This window comes from Olivibacter sp. EAT-5 (assembly GCF_044784325.1).
Taxonomy (GTDB): domain Bacteria; phylum Bacteroidota; class Bacteroidia; order Sphingobacteriales; family Sphingobacteriaceae; genus Olivibacter; species Olivibacter oleidegradans.
The window spans coordinates 2184832-2207714 of sequence record NZ_CP173028.1 but is presented as its reverse complement, the minus strand read 5'-3'; the positions used below and the strand labels follow the sequence as shown (position 1 = coordinate 2207714).

The following is a 22883-nucleotide window of genomic DNA, read 5'->3' as shown; positions in this document are numbered from 1 at the left end:
TCATCCTCCTTTTCCTACGCGCACGGTGGCGTTCATGCCAGCATTCAAAAGCTCAATATCTTCTCCTTCGAGGCGGATACGCACCGGTATCCTTTGTGCAATCTTCACAAAATTACCGGTCGAGTTATCCGGTGGTAACAGCGAATAACGCGAGCCTGTGGCTCCGGAAAGTGATTCTATTTTCCCATGAAAGATTTTATCGGGATAGGCATCTACCGAGATAGACACTTCTTTGCCTACTCGCATATGCTGGATTTGCGTTTCTTTAAAATTAGCCACAACCCATTTGCCTGAGCTTCGATCGATAATGAAAGCTAAGGTTTGGCCGGGTTGCACCAGCTGTCCGGGTTGGATGCTTCGTCTTCCCATTTTGCCATCGTAAGGGGCACGAATAACGGTATAGTCCGTATTCAAAGCGCTCCGTTGCAACACGGCTTCCCGTCGCTTAATTTCGGCATGCAATACATCGGCCTGTACCCGGATGTCGTTCGCTTTTGATAAAGAAGCTGCATAGGCATCGGTTGCAGCAAGATAATCGGCCTTTGCAACCTCCAAAGCGCTTTGCACAGCTTCTAACTGCTGTTTAGTGGCCGATTCGACCTCGTAAAGCTTCTGATACCGGTTATACTCTTGTTCTTGTTTTACCAATCTCGCCTTAGCGGCACGAATATGTGATTCGTCTACGGCGGCGCCTTTATTAGCCGTTTGAATGTTACTTTGTAAAACGGCAACCTGTGCCCGGGCGTTCATTAAGGAAGCTGCGGCCTCCTCTTGCTGCGCAGCGTATTCGCTATTATCGATGATAACCAGGGTATCTCCTTTGTGGACATTTTGATTTTCCTCGAAGCGAACTTCCTTTATATAACCATTCACCCGAGAGGTTATGGGATTAATATATTCATCTACTTGTGCGTCATTCGTTTCCTCAAAACGATAATAGGAAACGAGCGTACGAAAACCCCAAATGAGCAGGGCAATCACGAGGATCAGGGCGACTACCGTGGTGATTCGTGTAATTATTTTATCAGATGATGATTGCTTTTGTATTGTCATTGTATTATAAATTGCCAATCGTTCTTTGTAATTTGTAAAATTGTACCCGTGCATTTGCTTGGGCGGTTGATAATTCGAACCGTGATTGCAGTAATTGCGTTTCTGCATCAAGAAAATCTGTTAGTAGTGAAAGCTGATTGAAATAGGTGTTACGCATAATGCGGTAACTTTCTGCCGCCTGCTTGATATTTTCTTTAGCAACTTCAATTTTTTTCATAGCCTCCGTACATCGTAAGTAGGCCTCCTCTACCGCTTGTCTTATTTCGTCATGGGCATTTTCATAGGCTATTTCCTGCTGTTTAAGCGCCAAAGATGCTTCTTGTACCTTGTGTTTGTTAGTGTATAAGCCGGAGATAGGAATACTAAGTTTTATGCCGGCCATTCCGGAGCCGTACAGCGCTAAACTGTAAGGATAAAATTGTATCTGGGGATAGCCATAACCATATTCAGCAAAGAAACCTACCTTAGGGGAGGTATTCGATTTGACTTGTTGCAGGTTGAGGGCACGCAGCTCCTTGGCTTTTCCAGACAATAATCCGTTGAAAGCGTGTGCATGGGCTTCGTCTAAGTACGTTTGCAAAGACTGTAATTGAAATGCCGCATGGCCACCGGTGTCAACATCAAGTTGCACCGGCGTGTCGTCAGGTTTACCTATCAAAACATTAAGTCGCTGCCCCGCGATTTTAATACTGTTATTGATTTCTACCAATAACATACGCTGTTTGGACAAACGTAGCTCTGCCCGTAAAACATCGCTTTTAAGGACTGTTCCATTGGCGTAAAGCTGTTTAATTTCCTCCAACTGCTTTTCGCGCTCTTTAATGTCGTGTAATAAAAGTGTTCGATAGGCCTGATTTCTATAAACATCATAATAATGCACAGCTACGCTGAAATGAATATCTGCCGCTGTCCGGTGATGTTCCACCTCAACAATCTCCTGTTCTTTTTTTGCGTACATAATTTCCCGACCGGTTTTACCGCCATTGTAAAGATTGAGATAGGCTTCAGCACCCGCCTTATAGTACTTTCGATCGACCGGAAATTGCTTGGGGGTATGGAAAAGACCATCTTCATAAATCGGCATATTAAACACGTATGCATATTGTCCATGAATTGACACTTCGGGTAAGCGCCCATCCTTTGCGATCTGTAAACGAGCGGCGCTTACCTGCACATCCATTTCACTTATTTGGATTTTTTTGCTGTTAAGGTCAGCCAATTGCCAGGCCTTTTCCAGGCTCAAGGGCTCAGTCCTCATTTGCTGTGTTCTTCCACATACGGGAGACAATAGTGTTATCACCAAGCACAGGCCCAGTTGTATGTTATACTTTAGAAAGTTCATGATTTATCTAATGACACCACAAAGGTCGGGATATTTGGTTTTCTTATTTTTCTCTAAAATGACATACTTTTGCTTAAACACGCCAAATGAAAAGAGTAACGATCAGCGAATATTTATCGGCGCTGGACCAGCACCCGGACAGCACCTATCTGTGGTACAGCCAATATGGTGATCAGCTGGAATTGCACAGTCATCATAAAGGGCAACTCACTTACGTGGAAGGAGGTGTGATCTTTTTACATACGGAAGATCGGTCTTATTTTTTACCGGCAAGACATTATGCCTGGATTCCGGCAGGAGTACGACATCGCTTTTACCATCGATATCCTTCGGTTAAAGTACGTACCATCCACTTTGACCCTAAGCGAACCGATGATGCTTTTTTTAAGAAAATGGGTATCTATCCTGTGAACAACTTGCTGCTTGAAATGCTTCTGTTTTCTGAAAGATGGCATGGTGATATTTTTCCGGGTTCCAAAGCCTATGATTTTCTGAATACAATGAAAAATATCCTGCCGTTAATCAGTTTGCATCCATTACCCATTGCATTGCCTACCACCGATAACATCCGTTTGCGACCTGTATTGATCTATATCCATCAACATATCGCGGATGATCTGACCTTGGAAGTTTTAGGAAAGGCATTCGGGTTTAGCGAAAGAACCTTATCACGACTATTCAAGACGATTTTGAACATGCCTTTTTTTCAATATCTCAAATTAACCCGAATTATTAAGGCGATGGAACACCTGATTAAAGACGATCTCTCGATTAGCGAAATTGCTTATCGTGTAGGCTACAATAGCATCTCGGCTTTCAGTAATACGTTCTATAGCATCATGGGGCAACGCCCTACCGACTTCCAGCAGCTGAATATCGCCGTTGCTGACGAAGGCACTTAAATCTGCCCGGAAAAAGTGCAGATCACAAAAATTACGCATGCGTAACAATAGCCATACGTTCAGGGCAACTATTACGTTCTAGTAGAGTAAAATGATATCTTTGCCAATCACGATGCTCGCTAGCTTTCGTTAGTTGATGGATTCCGCTGGTTCAGGCTCCTCAATTAGGCGGGCAATAGGCTACTAAAACAAACATACATGAATGCAATAGATCGCTATCTATATAGTCTTATCTTTCTTATAAGCACCGCTTTGCCTCTTGCTGCACAACAGCGGGATTGGGAAAATGAAAAGGTGTTTGAAACCAATAAACTACCCAGTCATGCAACGGCTATTCCCTTCGATAATGAGCAGCAGGCTATCGCTAATATCGATTCCAATTCTTCACTCTATAAAAGTTTAAACGGCTTGTGGAAATTTAACTGGGTAAAAAGCCCGAATGAGCGTCCCAAAGATTTCTATAAAAAGGGTTTTAATGATCGTCAATGGAAGGAGCTTAGGGTACCGTCCACATGGGAGGTTAACGGATATGGCACACCTATCTATACCAACATCACTTATCCATTTAAAGTGGAACCGCCCAAAATCATGAAACCTGTTGATACGTCATGGACTAAACACAAGGAACCCAACCCCGTGGGATCGTACAGACGTAAGGTGGAAATCCCTTCTAATTGGGCTGATAAACAGATCTTCCTGAATTTTGATGGCGTGCAAAGCGCCTTCTATGTATGGGTTAATGGCGAAAAAATTGGCTATAGTGAAGGGAGCATGACAGGCGCTTCTTTTGATATTACGGAATATGTTCAAACGGGTCAGAGCAATTTAATTACCGTTGAAGTGTATAAATGGAGCGACGGCAGTTACCTGGAGGATCAAGATATGTTCCGACTGGGTGGGATTCATCGAAATGTATACTTGAGCGCCGCTCCGAAATTACATATACGCGATTTTTTTCTGAAATCAATACTATCGGATGATCTTTCTTCGGCAACTTTTATAGCCGACACTTGGTTAAGAAATTCCGGAAAAGGTGGCGACGCGGTTGGAAGTTTAAGCGTGAAGATCTTGGACGCGGAAGGAAAGGAAGTGGTACTCTCTTCCAAAATGGAAGAACGGATCAATCGAAAGATTGGATTTGGAAGCCTCTTTGGGAAAAAGGAAGAGGATGCTGCCTATCAATTGAAAAGCACCATCCAAAATCCCAAGTTATGGACGGCAGAAACGCCTTACCTTTATACGGTAATCCTTACCCTGAAAGACAAACAGGATCAGGTCACTGAAGTTTTATCGAGCAAGTTCGGTTTTAGAAAAATTGAAATTAAGAATAGCCGCTTGTATGTAAACAATAAGCCGATCTTATTAAAGGGCGTGAATCGACATGAAACACATCCCGTTTTCGGCAAGGCCGTACCTTATGAAAGTATGTTGGAAGACATCCAATTGATGAAGCAAAATAACATCAATACGGTACGTACTTCTCATTATCCCAACGACCCACGTTGGTACAAGTTATGCGATGAATATGGCCTCTATGTAATTGATGAAGCGGATTTGGAAACCCATGGAGCGAAGGCAGATTTAGGAAATAGCATCAGTTGGAAACCGGCCTACATCGATCGGCACAGGCGGATGGTACAGCGCGATAAAAACCATCCTTCGATCATTATTTGGTCTTTAGGCAATGAGTCTTGGGGCCATGAGAACTTCAAGGCCGCCCATGAAGCGGTACTGGCGATTGATACGACCAGACCGCTTCATTTTGAAAGTTACAACGAAGTGGCAGACATTGAATCAACCATGTACCCTTCAGTCGCCAGTCTATTAAAGAGCGGACAAACGGCTAGCACCAAACCTTTTTTGATGTGTGAGTATGGTCATGCTATGGGAAATGCCATCGGTAATCTGAAAGAATATTGGGATGTCATCGAAAGTCATCCGCGCCTTATTGGTGGCTGTATTTGGGAGTGGGTGGACCATGGTTTGAGCAAACAGATACCGGGAGCCGCGAAGGGGCAAACCTTTTTTGCTTATGGCGGCGACTTTGGTGATAAGCCGAATGACGGAAACTTTTGCATGGATGGTATATTGACACCGGATAGAAAACCGACGGCCAAGTTGGAAGAAGTGAAAAAAGTGTATCAATATGTAAGCTTCACGGCAGCAAATCTTGTGGAAGGAAATGTCCGTGTAAAGAATAAATATGCTTTTCTGGACTTGAACAATTTTACATTGGATTGGGTACTAACAGAGGATGGCAAGGAGGTTCAGCAAGGCGTACTCCCGCCGCTGAATCTGGCACCGGGCGATAGCAGCATTTTACGTGTGCCCATCAAGCAACCGCTCTTAGCTCCGGGGGCATCTTATCATTTGCAACTTTCTGTTAAATCAACTAAGGATGAGCGATGGGCTCCGAAAGGGACCGTGGTAGCAACGGAACAGTTTGAAATGCCCTACCGAGCGCCGGTACAAGTTGCCTACTTGGATACGGTGACCACCCTGCCTGATATTATTGTACTCCAAAAAGAAGATGAGGTTACCTTAATCGGCAAAGAGTTCCATGTAGGATTCAATCGCAATAATGGCATGATTTCATCCTTGGCTTATCGAAATAATCAGCTGATCGAAGGTCTCGGAAATGGCTTGAAATTGAACATCTATCGGGCTACGCTTGATAACGACCGCGATAAAGATTGGGGACAGGCGATTCCGTGGGAAAAGGAGGGATATGACTCCCTGTCGTTTAAGGTAAATGATTTCAACATCAATCAAAGCAGCCGTAAGTCGGTCCAGGTTACCGCATCGGTAATCGCAAGTACCAAGTCCGGGTATGAAATTCCGCTCAATCTTGTATACACCGTGTACGGAAACGGCATTATACATGTCTCGGCCTTTATCAACCCCAACAAAGATGGACTACCCCTGGCAAGGATTGGTTTTAGCACAACCGTCAATGGGCGACATAATACTGTTGAATGGCTGGGGCGAGGGCCGCATGAGAATTATATCGACCGTAAGCAGGCTGCCTTTTTTGGTCGTTACCAAAGTACCGTGGAACAGTTAGGAAGCAATTATATGCGACCCCAAAGTATGGCGAACCGAGAAGATACGAAATGGGTAAAGCTTACGAATACGAATAACCAGGGAATGATCGTTGTTGCAGACAACAAACTCGGCTTTAGTGCTTCTCATTATACCGAAAGGGATTTGCATAAGGCCAAGCATCCTTATGAGTTAAAGGCAAGGCCGGAAGTTATATTACATATTGATTATGCGCAACGGGGGTTAGGTAATGGTAGTTGTGGACCGATTACGCTGCCGCAATACCAAATTGCCAAAGAACCCATCAACTTCAGCTTTAGCTTGCTCCCTTATAGTATGATGGACGGGGATGCAGCAGACTATATTAGAAGACACTAGAGGCGTAGGGGGTGAAGGTATAAGGTTTAGAAGGTTGTGCAGGTCGTACACCTTAAACCTTATACCTAAAATACCCCGCTACTCAAAGTAATTCATCGTTTTAAAGCCGCCCTTTTTAAGGTATTCCTCTTTACGCATGAGGTGTAGATCAGACTCCATCATGTCAGCTACCAAGCTTTCGAGATTGTATTTTGGCTTCCATCCAAGTTTAGTCTGCGCTTTTGTGGCATCGCCGATAAGTAAATCGACTTCCGTTGGTCTAAAATAAGTAGGGTCTACTTTAACAACCGTTTGACCGAATTTGATGTTAGCCGGGTCTATTCCGAGCGCCGTCAATCTTTGCTCATCTGCATCTATAACAACACCCTTCTCCTGCTCATCCTTTCCACTGAATTCAATTTCGATACCTACATGGGCAAAACTCATTCGCACAAAATCACGTACGGTAGTCGTAACACCTGTCGCAATTACATAATCCTCCGCCTGCTCCTGCTGGAGAATCAGCCACATGGCTTCAATATAATCTTTAGCATGCCCCCAATCGCGTTGCGCAGAGAGATTCCCTAAATATAACCGGTCTTGCAACCCTAGTGCAATCTTGGATACTGCGCGGGTAATCTTTCTCGTCACAAAAGTTTCGCCCCTTATTGGGCTTTCATGATTAAATAGAATACCATTACATGCGTACATTTTATAGGCTTCACGGTAATTGACCGTTATCCAATAGGCATACAATTTTGCTACCGCGTAAGGAGATCGGGGATAGAACGGAGTTGTTTCACTTTGAGGTACCGCTTGTACGAGCCCATAGAGTTCAGAAGTGGAAGCTTGGTAGATACGGCATTTCGCTGTCATTCCTAACAATCTGACTGCTTCCAATAAGCGGAGCATACCTAAACCATCGGCATTGGCTGTATATTCGGGGGTATCAAAACTGACCTTTACATGGCTTTGGGCTGCAAGGTTGTAAATTTCATCCGGTTGGGTTTCCTGCACTAAACGAATCAGATTCGTTGAATCGGTCAAGTCGCCGTAGTGCAAAGTAAATTTCGGATTCGCTTCATGGGGATCCTGATAGAGATGGTCGATCCGATCTGTATTAAAAAGCGAGCTTCTCCGCTTCACCCCATGGACACGGTAACCCTTTTTTAGCAGAAATTCGGCTAAATATGCACCGTCCTGTCCGGTAATTCCTGTTATTAATGCTGTTTTCATTTTTATAGCAATCAGCTGTCAGCTATCGACCGCCAGCCTTTTTTTGTTAGTCTTTTGAATCCTTCCCTCCAGCCGGTTTCACGTGATAGAAATAATTGAATTTGCGATCCAACCGCTCACTGGCTAGCCGTACCGGAAAACGTAAAACACCTCTTAACGTAAATCATCACATTAGCTAGTCATAAAATTGGCTATTTATCGATTCACCTACTTCCCTCCCACCAGTCGCAATAGGTATTCCCCATAACCACTCTTTACCAAAGGTTCAGCGATGGTCCGTAATTGATCGGCGTTAATATATTTCATACGATAGGCTACTTCTTCGATGCACCCTATTTTCAAGCCCTGACGCTCCTCAATAACTTGCACGAATTGACCTGCCTGCATTAAAGAAGGAATGGTACCCGTGTCCAACCAGGCCGTGCCACGACTGAAAACCCCTACTTTTAAACGACCCGCTTCTAAATATTTTTTATTCACGTCAGTGATCTCATACTCACCCCTTGCAGACGGCTCGATATTCTTGGCAATCGATACGACCGAGTTATCGTAGAAATAAATACCCGGAACGGCATAATTTGATTTGGGTTCTTTTGGCTTTTCTTCGATCGATAGCACATTCTTGTCCTCATCGAACTCAACAACACCATAACGTTCGGGATCGGACACGGGATAAGCGAAAACGACGCCGCCTTCCGGATTAACACTCTGTTGCAACAACTTAGACAAGCCATCACCATAAAAAATATTATCTCCCAAAATCAGCGCCACCTTATCCTCACCGATAAATTCTTCTCCTATAACAAAGGCTTGCGCTAAGCCATTGGGTTCCGCCTGAACGGCATAAGAAAACTTGCAACCAATCTGCGAGCCATCGCCTAACAATTTTTCAAAGTTGGGCAAATCGTGTGGCGTGGATATAATCAAAATCTCATTTATACCCGCTAGCATCAGTGTTGATAAAGGGTAGTAAATCATCGGTTTGTCATACACAGGCATCAGTTGCTTGCTTACCGCCAGTGTTAAGGGATGTAAACGGGTACCTGATCCTCCTGCTAAAATAATACCTTTCATGAATTATATTTTTTCTTATTTAGATGATTGTTCTATTCTTTTTTCCAATTATTTTATCGTAAAAGTATTGATTTTTTGCCATATCAAAGAACGATGGATAAACAAGCCCGGATTTCCCGTTCAACTTACATTGGTCCTTGCAATTAAAAGAACGTATTTACACATATGGCACTTCGTTCTTAACGGCGAATACTCAGTTTTTTATATCTCATGTTAGGTATTTCGGGCAATTATTGGCATATTGCAGCTATTTTTAATCACCTAATATAATTGGTTCACGATCGACCATTTTAACAGTATTTTAATTAAAATAATATACATGAAGAAAACACTACTTAGCCTCTTAATTTTTGCTGCTACTATATCCGCCCGAGCGCAGGAGCAAAAGGGTTATCAAAGCCCACCCGCCAGTATTCAAGAGCTCTTGAACGCACCGAATACACCGGTCGTCCGGTTTAATAAGAGTGGTACCAAGTTATTGCTTTTACGCGTGCCTGATTATCCATCCATTGAAGATGTTTCCCAGCCCATTCTTGGCCTCGCCGGTTTACGTATTAATCCATTGAATAATTCTTCAGCCGTATCTACTACTTATACATCGATGGCGATCCAAGAAGTAAATTCAACCAATGAAAAACTGGTGGAAGGTTTACCAAAGTCGGCAAAGATTGGCAATATTACTTGGAGTCCGAATGAACAGTATCTTGCTTTCACAAATGCAACAAAAGAAGGAGTAGAGCTGTGGCTCGTCGATATCGAAAAGTTACAGGCCAAAAGAATATCCGAAAGATATGTAAATGATGCCTATGGGCGAACCTTACAATGGGCTCCTGAGGGTAATCAATTATTGGTACAGCTGCTTGTAGATGCAAGAGGTACGCAACCCCGGGAGAGCCTGGTCCCCAGTGGACCGATTATTCAGGAGAACATTGGCTTGGCGGCTCCATCCAGAACTTATCAGAATCTGCTAAAGAATCCTTACGACGAGACGCTTATGGATTACTTCTTAACTTCTCAACCCGCCTTGGTAAGTCTAAACGGTGAAGTGGAAAAGATCTTAGCTCCAGGAATTTACCGTGACCTAGCTTATGCTCCCAACGGTAAATATATACTTGCTCAAAAGGTGATACGTCCGTATTCTTATTTAGTGCCTATTTATTCCTTCCCATTTGAAAATATTATTTATACCGCTTGGGGAAAGGAAGTGAAAAAATTGGCGACATCTCCTTTAGCTGAAAATCTTCCAACCGGCTTTGATGCTGTCATTAGTGGCGCTAGGGAGTTTGGATGGCGGACCGATGCACCTGCCACTTTATACTGGGTAGAAGCACAGGATGGAGGTGACCCAAACAAAGAACAAGCCATCCGCGATGTAGTCTTTACCTTGAAAGCACCTTTTAATCGAGAGGCCGTTAAATTGACGTCAACCACTTTGCGATATCAAGGGATTGAATGGGGCAATAAGCAGTATGCTGTTTTAAAAGAAGAGTGGCGGAAAGATAGAAAAGAAAAGATGACGCTGATCCATCCGGAAACGGGAAAGATCGTTAAAGTCATTGCCGACCGCTCGTCTGAGGACAGTTATACCGATCCAGGCCAGTTCGTCCATGCTGACGGACCTTACGACAGACCTGTCCTGTTATTCGAAAAAGAAGCAGAGCCTATGGCTTTCAGTATAGGAGTCGGATCTTCTCCGGAGGGCGATCGTCCCTTTTTGATGAAGTGGGGTTTGTTAAGCGATCGAAAGGACACCCTCTTTAAGTCTAAAGCCCCCTATTATGAAGAGCCCTTATTTTTTAACAATAAAGGCGTTGTATATGTTTCCCGCGAGTCCGTAGAACAAGCACCTAACATTTATCGGATAGATTTGAAAAATGGCAATGGTATGTCGTTGACTACCTTTCCCGATCCTTATCCAAGTCTCAAAGGAGTTAGTAAACAGCAGTTATCTTATCCGCGTAAGGATGGCATTAAACTAACAGCAACCTTGTATTTACCCAAGGGTTATACCAAGGAACAAGGCCCGCTACCGGTTTTGATATGGGCTTACCCTAAAGAGTTTAAAAGTTTAAAGGCAGCAGGACAGGTAAAAGGCTCTCCATACCGTTTTACACGGCTTGCTTTTCGATCGCCCGTCTATTGGGTAACCCGTGGCTATGCGATTTTGGATCAAACCGACATGCCTATTGTGGGTGAAGGCAAAGAAGAGCCCAATGATACCTTTATCCAGCAAATTCAAGATAATGCGCAAGCCGTAATTGATCATGTTGTGGATATGGGTATTGCCGATCGAAACAGAATTGCTGTTGGAGGGCACTCTTATGGAGCTTTTATGACGGCAAATCTGTTAGCCCATACCAATCTTTTTGCTGCGGGAATAGCTCGAAGTGGTGCGTATAATAGAACCCTTACACCTTTCGGCTTTCAGTATGAATCGAGGACCTATTGGGAGGCTCCCGAGGTGTATTACCAAATGTCGCCTTTCAGCTATGCAAATAAAATAAAAACACCTTTATTGATGACCCATGGCTTGGATGACGAAAATTCCGGGACTTTCCCTATACAAAGTGAAAGACTTTACAACGCCATTAAAGGCCATGGAGGAACGGTCCGTTTAGTACTGCTCCCGAAGGAATTTCATGGTTATCGAGCAAAGGAATCCATTATGCATACATTCTGGGAAATGGATTGTTGGCTTGAAAAATATGTCAAGAATAGAAAAGTAACCGATAAACAAACGGAATAATAATTGCAAAGGCGAAATTGCCAATTTTGTAAGCAATAAAAATTGTGTAATTTGCATCGGCTTAAATTATTAAATATGGCTGATATCGACCAGTTTATTGCAAAAATAACCGCTTCCTATCAACCGAAGGGCGAATTTATCTATCTTGGGGCCGGGATACTGGATGGAAACATTGTAGCACAAGCAGAGGTAAATCTTGCTTTAAAGATGATGAATCGGCATGGCCTGATTGCGGGCGCGACCGGTACCGGAAAGACACGTACACTTCAGCTCATCGCTGAGCAATTATCGGATGCCAATGTGCCTGTTTTTATGCTCGATGTAAAAGGCGATTTATCGGGTTTACATGAACCCGGAAAAACGAATGCGGCATTGGAAGAGCGGGGACAAGCGCTCGGGAGGCCTTTTGTGCCGTCGGGTTTTCCTATTGCGCTTTATTCGCTTTCGGGAGAACTTGGTGCACCGATGCGCGTCAAGATCAGTGATTTTGGACCCATCTTATTGGGACGGATTCTCGAGTTGAATGATACACAGACAGGCGTTCTTTCCGTTTTATTTAAGTATGCGGCGGACAAATCCTACCCTGTAATAGATCTGGAAGATTTAAAGAAATTATTAAATTACTTAACGTCAGAAGATGGTGCGCTCGAAATAAAGGAGAGCTACGGAAAAATCAGCAGTGCTACCTCTACTACCATTTTACGCAAAATCGTGGCTATAGAGCAACAAGGGCTTGGCCACATTTTTGGAGAGCCTGCATTGGACCTAAACGATTTGTTTGAACGCGTAGATGGGAAGGGGGTCGTCAGTCTGCTGAATATTTCGGATATTCAAAATCAACCGCTTTTATTTTCTACTTTTCTGTTAAGCTTACTATCCCAATTGTTTGAACAGATGCCGGAAGTAGGCGACTTAGATAAACCTAAGCTTATCTTCTTTTTTGATGAGGCGCACCTTCTCTTCAATGGAGCTTCGAAAGCGTTTTTGGGTAAAATAGAGCAAATTATCCGCCTCATACGATCAAAAGGAATAGGTGTATTTTTTTGCACGCAAGCAGCTACTGATGTGCCTGACACCGTATTGGGCCAACTGGGAAATCGCGTTCAGCATGCCTTACGAGCGTTCACACCGAATGATGCGGAAGCATTGCGCAAAACAGCAAAAACCTATCCGCATTCCGACTTTTACGAAATAGACAAAACCCTAACCGGTTTAGGTACCGGACAGGCCATCATTACGGTCTTAAATGACAAAGGAATCCCCACAGAAGTGGTAGCGACTCACCTTATTCCGCCGAGAGCGATCATGGGGCCTTTGGATAAAGCTAGCTACGATGCCCTGGTAAATGAGTCGGCCATTTATGGCAAATACAAGGAGGCTGTTAACACACGAAGTGCAGCTGATATATTGGAGGAAAATGAAAAGGAAACAATCGTAGCGGAAGAGGAAAAACCGATACAAAAAAAAGGGGCAGGTAGTAGCTCGAGAGAAACACCTATGGAGGCCATGGCTAAGAGCGCATCACGGACACTCGGACGTGAGGGCATCAAGTTTTTAACCAAACTCGGAACTGCAATTATAGCATCGCTTATTGGCGGAAAAAAAAGAAAAAACTAAAGAAAAACAACAACGTTAACTAATAATAAATTAAAGAAAAGAATGAAACCCACCTTATTGATTTTAGCAGCAGGTATGGCTAGCCGTTACGGAAGTATGAAACAAATCGATGCCTTTGGTCCCAATGGGGAAACGATCATTGATTATTCGATTTATGATGCGATCAAGGCGGGATTTGGAAAGGTAAGCTTTATTATCCGTGAAGAGTTTGCCGAACCATTTAAAGCTATTTTTGAACCTAAACTAAAGGGAAAAATAGAAACTGACTATGTTTATCAAGGCACGGATCTTCGAAAATATGGCATTGATAAAGATATTGAAAGAGCAAAACCTTGGGGAACGGCACATGCTGTTTTAGAGGCCCACAATCAGATACACGAGCCTTTTTGTGTGATTAATGCGGATGATTTTTACGGTTATGATGCTTTCGAAAAAATGGCGAAATTTTTGACTACGGAGGTGTCGGACGAAACATTCTCGTTGATGGGCTATCAGGTTGATAAAACCTTATCAGACCATGGTACTGTTTCACGCGGTGTATGTGCGGTGAACAGTCAAGGAAATATGACGGCCATTAATGAACGCACGCAAGTGTACTTCAAAGAGGTTAACGGCGAAAAGAAAGTTTTTTATGAGGAAAATGGTGTAGAGACTGAAATCCCCAACGATACACGTGTATCTATGAACTTTTGGGGCTTTACACCGGCTGTATTTGAAGAAACGAAAAAGCTTTTTATCGATTTTGTAGAAGCCAATCAGCACAATCCGAAAGCAGAATTTTTTATTCCTTTAGTAGCTGATAGTCTAATCCAATCCGGCAAAGCGGCTTTTAAAGTAATTCCAACGGCTGAAGAGTGGTTCGGTGTTACTTATAAAGAAGATAAACCGATTGTTCAAAAGTGTATTTCTACGCTCGTTGAAAAAGGAGTTTATCCTGCTAAGTTATTTTAGTGGAGGTGTAAGGTATAGGGCATAAGGCATAAGCTTAATTGTACCTTTATAACCCTATACCTTTGGCCTTTCGTTCCTTCAACCTCTTAAAGCGTTTCCTTCAACCAAGTGAAGAATTCACGTTGCCATACAATGGCATTCTGAGGTTGCAATACCCAATGGTTCTCTTCGGGGAAATAAAGCAATCTGCTTTTTATTCCTTTTAGCTGCGCCAACTGGAAAGCTCCTAAACCTTGTTCGATGCCCACACGAAAATCCTTCCCGCCCTGTACAATTAATATAGGCGTGTCCCATTTATCTGCGTAGCTTATCGGATTAAATTGTGTATAAGCTTTCGGTGTGGGTTGCTGCCAATAGTTGCCTCCCAGTTCCTTGTTGGCAAAGAAAAGTTCTTCCGTAGTGCCATACCAACTGCGTGTATCGAAGAGGCCATCATGTGCAATAAAGGTTTTGAATCTATTTTCGTGTACTCCTGCAAGCATAAATACCGAATAGCCTCCGTAGCTTGCACCTACAGCACCCAATCGATTTTTGTCGACATAAGGCTCTTTGGCTACATCATCAATCGCACTTAAATAATCGCGAATAGGCTGTCCTCCCCAATCGCCGCTAATAGAGCGATTCCATTCCACACCGTGTCCGGGCATTCCTCTCCTGTTGGGTGCTACCACAATATAGCCTTGTGCGGCGATTAACTGCATATTCCATCGGAAAGAGTAGAATTGCGATAAAGCTGCCTGTGGCCCGCCTTGACAATACAACAAAGTCGGATATTTCTTATTGGCGTCAAAATCAGGTGGGTAAATGACCCACGAAAAGAGATCTTTTCCGTCTGTTGCTTTGGTGGTACGACCTGCCACCTTGCTCTGGGCGATCGAAGCGTTCAATTCATCGTTTACATGGCTCAATTGCTTCAGTTCTTTAGATTTACGGTTAAATGTGTAGAGTTCGGCTGCATGGTTCATATCGGTCCGACTCACAAGCAATAGGTCACCGCTTTCACCATTTACCGAAGTGATATCATAGTCGCCCTTGGTTAATTGTTTCACCTGTTTAGCGCCAACTTTGCTTAAATCTTTTGAAAGTGCGATTTCAAAAAGTTGAATCGTTCCTGCGGTGGGCGCTGTAAACCAAATTTTGGAGCCGTCTGCACTCCAAAGGAAACCACCTACCGTCTCATCCCAATCCTTGGTTAAGTTATAGGTTGTTGACGTTTTCAGATCGCGGACAATTAGATCATTTTTATCCGATTCATAACCATCTTCTTTCATGCTCAACCAAGCCAGGTAGTTAGCATCCTTACTAAAAGCCGGCGCTACATCGTAACCCATCATTCCGTCGCTTAGATTTTTGGTTTGTTTGCGCTCGATATCGTAAGCATAGAGATCGGTATTCGTGCTTTGTGCATAGTCTGTTCCGAATTTCTTTTTGCAAACATAGATGATTTGTTTACTGTCGGGGCTCCAAACCATATCTTCCGCACCTCCGAATGGTTGTTGCGGGGTGAAGTAAGGCTCATCAGCCATGATGTCAACCGGCTCGCCAATTATGCCGTTTTGATAGCTTGCATAAAAAACGTGGGAAAACTTCCCATTAAACCAAGTGTCCCAATGGCGATTATTCAAGGAATTGAAAATGTAGGCATCGGATTTCTTAAGATCCTCATACTTATCGGCGCTTTGCACTTTTTGCAAGGCTACTTCCTGAGAGAATAAGATATACTGTCCATTGGGTGAAATTTTAACATTACTCAATTCCCCATCAAATTTCGTCAGCTGTTTAGGTTCTTCTTTACCCGATTCCAGAAGCCACAATTGGCCCTTACTTAAGTAAAGTATATTGCCGTTTTGTTCCAAATGGACGAGTGTTTCACCTCCTTGGCTTTTAGTCAGTTGCAAGGCCTTGCCACCATTTAACGGAATTTTATAAAGATTACGTTCACTATTATTTTCCGCCAGATTGTAGTGTGTAACGCCATAAATGGCATATTTCTTATCGGGCGTTACCGCCTCTGCGCTAACCCGTCCCAATTTCCATAATAGTTCGGGCGTGAGCGGTTGCTGTGCTTTTACAGATCCTGCTGCCAAAATAGTCGCTAAAATTAAGGTTTTGTTCATGTGTGTGAAAAGTTCAAAAGTCAAAATTAAAAATTCAAAAGGAAAAAAGCTACCGATCGCATCTGCTCATTGGCTGGCTTTCACTATAACTAAGCTATAAACACCGTACTTTACGGGTGTGCCCGAGCTCCGCTTGCCGGACACCCTTAAAATATCTTTCCCGGATTCAGGATGCCTTTCGGGTCAAACACCTTTTTGATACCGCGCATGAGGTCTAAATGGAGGGCGGAATACTTTAAGGGCATATATTCTTTTTGAACCAAACCGATACCATGTTCGCCGGAAATAGTTCCGCCCAGCTCGATGGTTAAGTCGAATATTTCTTTGATTCCTTCCTTCAGCTTATGGTGCCAGTCGTGCTCAGTCATTTCTCCCTTGATAATATTAACATGCAGATTGCCATCGCCCGCATGACCGTAACAGATCGATTCAAAGCCATAGCGTGTGCCGATTGCTTTGATACCTCTAATCAAGGTGGGCAGCGTTGCACGTGGAACTACCGTATCTTCTTCTTTATAAATGGAATTGGCTTTCACCGATACAGGCATGGTACGACGTAGGCGCCACAAGGTTTCTTTCTGGTTAGCCGTGTCTGCCAACAAAACATCCAAGCAGTTTTTTTCTTCCAGTACTTGGTTCACCTCTTCACATTGCAGCATCAGCTCGTCGAGGTTATTTCCATCCAACTCAATTAATAAGAAAGCTTCCATTTCCGGAAGAAGATTAAATTGAACCTGATCATAAGAGATGACCCATTCAACGCCCTTTCGCTCCATAAACTCTACAGCGGATGGAATAATACCTTTTCTAAAAATGGCACCAACTGCTTCGCAGGCTTCCTCATTGGATGCAAAGGAAGCGAAAAGTAATAAGTCTTGCTTAGGTTTCGGAATTAATTTAAGCACTGCTTTACAAATAATACCCAAGGTGCCTTCTGAACCGATAAATAGTTGAGTAAGGTTATAGCCCGACGCATATTTCAAGGTGTTTGCACCTGTCCAAATCAGTTCTCCCGTAGGGAGGGCCACCTGTAAATTGAGTACATATTCGCGGATTGTTCCGTATTTCACAACACGCGGGCCGCCGCTGCCATGAGAAATGTTCCCGCCGATGAAGCAAGACCCTTTGCTGGCCGGATCAACGGGGTACAGAAGGTCCTTCGTAGCAGCTAAATTAATTAACTCTTCTGTAACAACGCCGGGTTCAACAGTTGCCTGCAAATTTCTTTCATCGATGGCTATAATCTTGTTCATACGTTGCATCGCGATCATCAAGCCTCCATAAATAGCCAGGGAGCCGCCCGATAGCCCGGTACCGGCGCCCCGAGGCGTAACAGGGATGCTGTGCTCATGGCAGATTTTTAGGAGAGCAGCTACCTCTTCCGCCGTTTCCGGTAAGGCAATAAGGTCTGGTGAATAGTGTAAATCTTCTGTCTCGTCATGCGCGTAGTCTGCCAATACAGCGGGATCGCTCACTAAACGATCTTCGTTGATTGCCTGCTTGAATAATTGCAGAATATCCGGTGTAATTTTATTCAACATGTTTTAGCGTTCAGCTTTCGGCTGTCAGAAGTCAGCCCGATTTCGGTTTATATTACGAAGCTATAAGTGGAAACAAGTCTTTAAGTGCCCGATTGCCAGTATAAACTTACTTCAGCAGTTGCAGCATCTCCACCGAAAGGCGGATTACTTTTTCTCAGGGATACCTCTATTTCATTTACCTCATGGAAATTTACCTTAATACTATTGAGTATGTTATCCACAACCGTTTCCAACAGTTTTTTCGGTTGAGCCATCTCCTCTTTAGCAATGCGATAAAGCTCTTCGTAATTGATCGTTTTCACCAAATTATCATCCGTATTCAATGTAGGGTTGCTTACAAAGCAAATGATATCTAAAAAAAACTCGTTTCCAAGCATCTGCTCTTCGTGATAATAGCCATGGTAAGCATAAAAACGAGCATTTGTCAGTGCTATTTTTCTCTTATATTGCTCCATCCAACAAACTTAAGCATTTTCCTACTCAAAACTTTTTTGCCCGTCGGATGGTTGTATAAAAAAAGATTTTATGAGTCGAAGCAATTATATCATTTGGCCGGCAGCAATTATCCTGCTCACAAGCATTAGCAGTTGTGACTTTATTGCCGGAGTATTTAAAGGCGGCGTGTATGTTGGCGTCTTTTTAGTTATCATCGTCATTGCCATTATCGTATGGCTGATCAGTAAAGCAAGGCGTTAGTTATAAAACCTGTAAACGAATCAGTTCTTCTTTCAACTGATCGGGGTTTTCAAAAGTAATACTTTGTATACCGAATTGACGGGCCGCATCTGTGTTTCTTATATTGTCGTCGATAAAAAGGCATTCATTCGCCATTAAATGATATCGATCCAGCAATAATTGATAAAAGGCGGGATGTGGCTTTCTTAAACGTTCGGTACCTGAAACTAGGATGCCGTCAAAAAGGCTAAAGAAGTCAAATCGCCGTAGAGCAATGGGGAATGTTTCTGCCGACCAATTCGTGAGTCCGAACAATTTGTGTTTTTCGGATTTTTTCAACTGTTCCAGGATCGCAACGGTTCCTACTATTGGTCCTGCCAACATCTCTTCCCAACGGCCATAATAGGCTTCAATTAGCTCCTTTTTTTCCGGAAAACATTGAACAAGGGCCTCAGTTCCTTCCTTGAGGGTTCGGCCTTCATCTTGCTGCTCATTCCAGTCGGATGTACAAATATTTCCCAGGAATTCCTCCATCGCTGCCTCCTCAGCAAAAAGTTTTTTATAAAGATACTTGGGGCTCCAGTCGACTAAAACGCCTCCGAAATCGAAGATAATGTTCTTGAACATAGCTAAAGTTTATTGGCTAAACTTAGCTAATTTGTGTGAATATGCAAAAAAGCGCTACACTTGTTTGTTCCCAAAAAGGAACTAACAAAAACATGCGAAACACAATTATCGAATATAAAAGAAGCCGCAATGAATATTGCGGCTTCTTTATTAAGAATTGAAAAAAAACTTATTTTTTATCATCATCTTTTACTTCCTCAAAATCTACATCAGTTACTTCATCTCCGGTATTACCAGGCTGTTGTGCTTCTCCCTGAGGGGCACCTTGAGCACCGGCTTCCTGAGAAGCTTTGTACATTTCTTCAGAAGCTGCATTCCAAGATGCTTGCAATTCTGTTTGTGCAGTTTCCAAGGCCGCGAAATCTTTAGCAGCGTAAGCCTCTTTTAATTTGGCCAAACCGCTTTCGATCGGTGCTTTCTTGTCGGCACTGATTTTATCGCCATACTCTTTCAACTGTTTCTCTGTGGAGAAAATAAGCGCATCTGCTGCATTTAGCTTATCCACTTCTTCTTTGGCTTTTCTATCTGCGTCAGCATTCGCTTCTGCATCGGCCTTCATTTTCTTGATTTCCTCATCACTTAAGCCTGAAGAAGCTTCGATACGGATTTTTTGCTCTTTCCCGGTTGCTTTATCTTTCGCGGATACGTGTAAAATACCGTTTGCATCAATATCAAATGTTACTTCAATTTGTGGCACGCCACGAGGTGCTGCCGGAATTCCATCTAAGTGGAAACGACCAATCGTACGGTTCTGTGCCGCCATAGGACGTTCCCCTTGCAAAATATGAATTTCTACCGAGGGCTGGTTATCCGAAGCCGTGGAGAACACTTCCGATTTTTTAGTTGGGATCGTTGTATTTGCTTCAATCAGCTTAGTCATTACACCTCCCATGGTTTCAATACCCAATGACAAAGGCGTTACGTCTAATAGCAATACATCTTTCACTTCACCGGTTAATACACCGCCTTGAATAGCTGCCCCTAAAGCAACCACCTCATCCGGGTTAACCCCTTTAGAAGGCTCCTTACCGAAGAAGCTCTTCACTGCTTCTTGTATAGCCGGAATACGAGTAGAACCACCTACCAGAATAATTTCATCGATTTCACTGGTTGAAAGACCGGCATTTTTCAAGGCTGATCTACAAGGATCAATGGTACGTTTGATTAAGTCTGAAGCCAAAGACTCGAATTTAGCACGGCTTAAGTTACGCACCAAGTGCTTTGGCCCGGTTGCATCAGCCGTGATATATGGTAAATTGATTTCGGTAGAAGATGTGCTGGAAAGTTCGATCTTTGCTTTCTCTGCAGCTTCTTTCAAGCGTTGCAAAGCCATGGCATCTTTACTTAAATCCAATCCGCCATTATCGCTCTTAAATTCTTCAACTAACCAATCAATAATTACTTGATCGAAGTCGTCCCCCCCTAGATGGGTATCACCGTCTGTAGATTTCACTTCAAATACACCATCACCTAACTCAAGAACGGAAACGTCATGCGTACCACCACCGCAGTCGAACACAACAATCTTCATGTCCTTGTGCGCCTTATCCAAACCATAAGCTAAGGCAGCGGCTGTAGGCTCATTAATGATACGTTTAACATTTAACCCGGCGATTTCGCCTGCTTCTTTAGTAGCCTGGCGTTCGGCATCGTTAAAGTAGGCTGGAACAGTAATAACGGCTTCTGTTACCTCCTGACCCAAAAAATCTTCTGCCGTCTTTTTCATCTTCTGCAAAATCATGGCAGAAAGCTCTTGTGGTGTGTATTTCCGATCACCAATTTCAACGCGAGGTGTATTATTGTCGCCTTTTACTACTTTATAAGGTACTCGGGCGGCTTCTTCGGTCACTTCATCAAAACGTCTACCCATAAAGCGCTTAATGGAGTAAACAGTCTTTTGAGGATTGGTAATGGCCTGACGTTTAGCAGGATCTCCCACCTTACGTTCACCATTATCTACAAAACCTATGATAGAAGGTGTGGTACGTTTACCTTCATTGTTTGCTATAACTACCGGCTCATTACCTTCCATTACAGCGACGCAAGAGTTGGTAGTACCTAAGTCAATTCCAATAATTTTAGACATATCTTATTTGTTTATATTTACAATTTGCTGTTTTCTAATACAAATTATCAATGCCTGTGCCAAGTTCACGTTTACGACATAATGTCAGCCCGCTTGCCTCTCAGGCGAAGGCTCCTTTTTATGATACGAAAAAGTATAGCAGCGTTATGTGAAGCTATTCTTCAACATAGCTACTGAATGATGCAAGCAGGGTCAACTTAGTTTTCGATAATCTAGTAAACAGCATCACAATGCGTATCAATTAGTTCTCCAATTGCAATAAAGACTCCAAATAGTGTTTCTCCAAACCAAAAAAAGCCTTTGTTTGGTTAATCTGCGATAGAATCTGCTTTCGGCGTTCTGCCGGTATGGATGATGTTTTACTGGCCACGATCAGCACATTTTTTGGTGTGTGTGCATCGGATATAAATTCGAGCACTTTGGTTTTATAGCCGTAATACTCCAGGAATAACGTCCTTAAAGCATCTGTCAACATTTCAGCCTGTCGTTCTAAAAAGATGCCAAATCGCGTAATAGGTTGAATTTCGGCATTCATCACAGCCCTTTCCATTTGCCGTCTGACTTGTTTATGACAGCAAGGTGCTACGACTATAAGCTTTGCTCCGGCCTTAATACCTTGATAGATTGCATCATCCGTCGCGGTATCGCAGGCATGTAAAGCCACTAACATATCCATGTTTAGCTCATCATACTCCACAATGGCACCTTGCTGAAACTTTAACAAAGGAAATGCAGCTTGTTGTGCAATGCGGTTACACAAGCTTACTAAATCTTCACGAAATTCAACACCTGTAACTTCCACTTCCTTCAATCCCAACACGTTGTAGAGGTAGTCATAGAGTGCAAAGGTCAAATAGCCTTTTCCCGACCCCATATCCACCACTTTCTTCAGGTTTTCCTTGCCTATATCCTGAATCAAAGGACGCAATAGCTCTATATAGTGATTAATTTGCTTAAATTTATCTTGGGTATTTTTATAGACTTGCCCGGTGGCGTCCGTAATTCTTAGTTCGTGCAAGTAGCTTTTGTTAGCCCCCGGCTTAATCAGTCGATGCTTTTCTTTATCGTGCGCCAAAGATGGCTGCTGTTTAATAGACGCCGTTTTAACCTGTAGCCTCTCCTGCCCACTTTGGTTACGCGTCCAATAAAAGTCATTATTTGTAGTAAATAAGGTAGCAGCATAAAATCCATGCTTCAGGTAGCTCTCAACTTGGGCGACACCTGTTTCAATATTTAAATTTTTAACCAGGTCGCGCCGACGGAAGCGATGGGTAAAGTTTAACTTGGGTTCGCGTTTCACCAGGATAAGCCTTACCTGGATTTGTTTTAACTCATGCTCATCTCCCCGGTAATTTCCGAGCGACAATTTAACAAAGTTATCTTCCTGTAGGCTCGACTTCAACTGAAAAATGAATGTTTCGATCGATGTGGGATTTTCCATACAATTGCCTTTTTATAAAAGCTTCCGGTTGATCTTGCATATGCGATAAACAAAAAATCCCCTAAAAAGGGGATTT

16 protein-coding genes are annotated in these 22883 nt (G+C 43.1%); 6 read left to right on the top strand and 10 right to left on the bottom strand.

What is annotated here, in order from left to right:
* Both ACH11B_RS09090 and ACH11B_RS09085 read right to left on the bottom strand, forming a co-directional pair.
* On the bottom strand, positions 1–1053 hold the full coding sequence (locus ACH11B_RS09090) for an HlyD family secretion protein (protein ID WP_377613284.1): 1053 nt from the start codon (positions 1051–1053) through the stop codon (positions 1–3).
* A gap of 4 nt (positions 1054–1057) precedes the next feature.
* Positions 1058–2395 (bottom strand): TolC family protein, encoded by a 1338-nt coding sequence (locus ACH11B_RS09085; protein WP_377613283.1) that lies wholly within the window; start codon positions 2393–2395, stop codon positions 1058–1060.
* An 86-nt stretch (positions 2396–2481) separates the two neighbouring features.
* On the opposite strand from ACH11B_RS09085, the gene ACH11B_RS09080 reads away from it, so the two are divergent.
* Positions 2482–3297: an AraC family transcriptional regulator gene (locus tag ACH11B_RS09080; RefSeq protein ID WP_149105195.1), complete on the top strand. Its 816-nt coding sequence runs from the start codon at positions 2482–2484 to the stop codon at positions 3295–3297.
* Positions 3298–3495: 198 nt separating this feature from the next.
* Positions 3496–6717 (top strand): glycoside hydrolase family 2 TIM barrel-domain containing protein, encoded by a 3222-nt coding sequence (locus ACH11B_RS09075; protein ID WP_377613282.1) that lies wholly within the window; start codon positions 3496–3498, stop codon positions 6715–6717.
* A 78-nt stretch (positions 6718–6795) separates the two neighbouring features.
* Here ACH11B_RS09075 and gmd read toward each other — a convergent pair whose 3' ends face one another.
* Both gmd and rfbA read right to left on the bottom strand, forming a co-directional pair.
* Positions 6796–7932 carry a GDP-mannose 4,6-dehydratase gene (gmd, locus tag ACH11B_RS09070; RefSeq protein WP_377613281.1) on the bottom strand — a complete coding sequence of 379 codons (1137 nt, stop codon included), beginning with the start codon at positions 7930–7932 and terminating at the stop codon, positions 6796–6798.
* A gap of 207 nt (positions 7933–8139) precedes the next feature.
* Positions 8140–9006 carry a glucose-1-phosphate thymidylyltransferase RfbA gene (rfbA, locus tag ACH11B_RS09065; protein WP_149105192.1) on the bottom strand — a complete coding sequence of 289 codons (867 nt, stop codon included), beginning with the start codon at positions 9004–9006 and terminating at the stop codon, positions 8140–8142.
* Between the two features lie 319 nt (positions 9007–9325).
* Here rfbA and ACH11B_RS09060 point away from each other — a divergent pair, with 319 nt between their 5' ends.
* The 3 genes from ACH11B_RS09060 (at position 9326) to ACH11B_RS09050 (ending at position 14320) form a co-directional block, all read left to right on the top strand.
* Complete coding sequence (locus tag ACH11B_RS09060; RefSeq protein ID WP_377613280.1) at positions 9326–11752, top strand: prolyl oligopeptidase family serine peptidase; 2427 nt, start codon at positions 9326–9328, stop codon at positions 11750–11752.
* 75 nt (positions 11753–11827) lie between these two features.
* Positions 11828–13369 (top strand): helicase HerA-like domain-containing protein, encoded by a 1542-nt coding sequence (locus ACH11B_RS09055; RefSeq protein ID WP_377613279.1) that lies wholly within the window; start codon positions 11828–11830, stop codon positions 13367–13369.
* Positions 13370–13411: 42 nt separating this feature from the next.
* The gene (locus tag ACH11B_RS09050; RefSeq protein ID WP_377613278.1) at positions 13412–14320 is read left to right on the top strand and encodes an NDP-sugar synthase; all 909 of its coding nucleotides are present in this window, start codon (positions 13412–13414) and stop codon (positions 14318–14320) included.
* Positions 14321–14406: 86 nt separating this feature from the next.
* Here ACH11B_RS09050 and ACH11B_RS09045 read toward each other — a convergent pair whose 3' ends face one another.
* The 3 genes from ACH11B_RS09045 to folB form a co-directional block, all read right to left on the bottom strand.
* Entirely contained in the window at positions 14407–16437 is a 2031-nt protein-coding gene (locus ACH11B_RS09045; protein ID WP_377613277.1) for a S9 family peptidase, read from the bottom strand.
* 146 nt (positions 16438–16583) lie between these two features.
* Positions 16584–17978 (bottom strand): FAD-binding oxidoreductase, encoded by a 1395-nt coding sequence (locus ACH11B_RS09040; RefSeq protein WP_377613276.1) that lies wholly within the window; start codon positions 17976–17978, stop codon positions 16584–16586.
* Positions 17979–18058: 80 nt separating this feature from the next.
* Complete coding sequence (gene folB, locus ACH11B_RS09035; protein WP_130854398.1) at positions 18059–18433, bottom strand: dihydroneopterin aldolase; 375 nt, start codon at positions 18431–18433, stop codon at positions 18059–18061.
* A gap of 70 nt (positions 18434–18503) precedes the next feature.
* Here folB and ACH11B_RS09030 point away from each other — a divergent pair, with 70 nt between their 5' ends.
* Positions 18504–18674 carry a hypothetical protein gene (locus tag ACH11B_RS09030; protein WP_013665033.1) on the top strand — a complete coding sequence of 57 codons (171 nt, stop codon included), beginning with the start codon at positions 18504–18506 and terminating at the stop codon, positions 18672–18674.
* Here the strand turns inward: ACH11B_RS09030 and ACH11B_RS09025 are convergent, their stop codons facing one another.
* The 3 genes from ACH11B_RS09025 to ACH11B_RS09015 all read right to left on the bottom strand — a co-directional run bounded on the left by ACH11B_RS09025 (position 18675) and on the right by ACH11B_RS09015 (position 22807).
* Positions 18675–19280, bottom strand: coding sequence for an HAD family hydrolase (locus ACH11B_RS09025; protein WP_377613275.1), 606 nt, complete (start codon positions 19278–19280; stop codon positions 18675–18677). It lies immediately after the preceding gene.
* Positions 19281–19449: 169 nt separating this feature from the next.
* Positions 19450–21366: a molecular chaperone DnaK gene (dnaK, locus tag ACH11B_RS09020; RefSeq protein ID WP_013665031.1), complete on the bottom strand. Its 1917-nt coding sequence runs from the start codon at positions 21364–21366 to the stop codon at positions 19450–19452.
* A 241-nt stretch (positions 21367–21607) separates the two neighbouring features.
* The gene (locus ACH11B_RS09015; RefSeq protein WP_377613274.1) at positions 21608–22807 is read right to left on the bottom strand and encodes a class I SAM-dependent methyltransferase; all 1200 of its coding nucleotides are present in this window, start codon (positions 22805–22807) and stop codon (positions 21608–21610) included.
* Between the last annotated feature and the right edge of the window lie 76 nt (positions 22808–22883).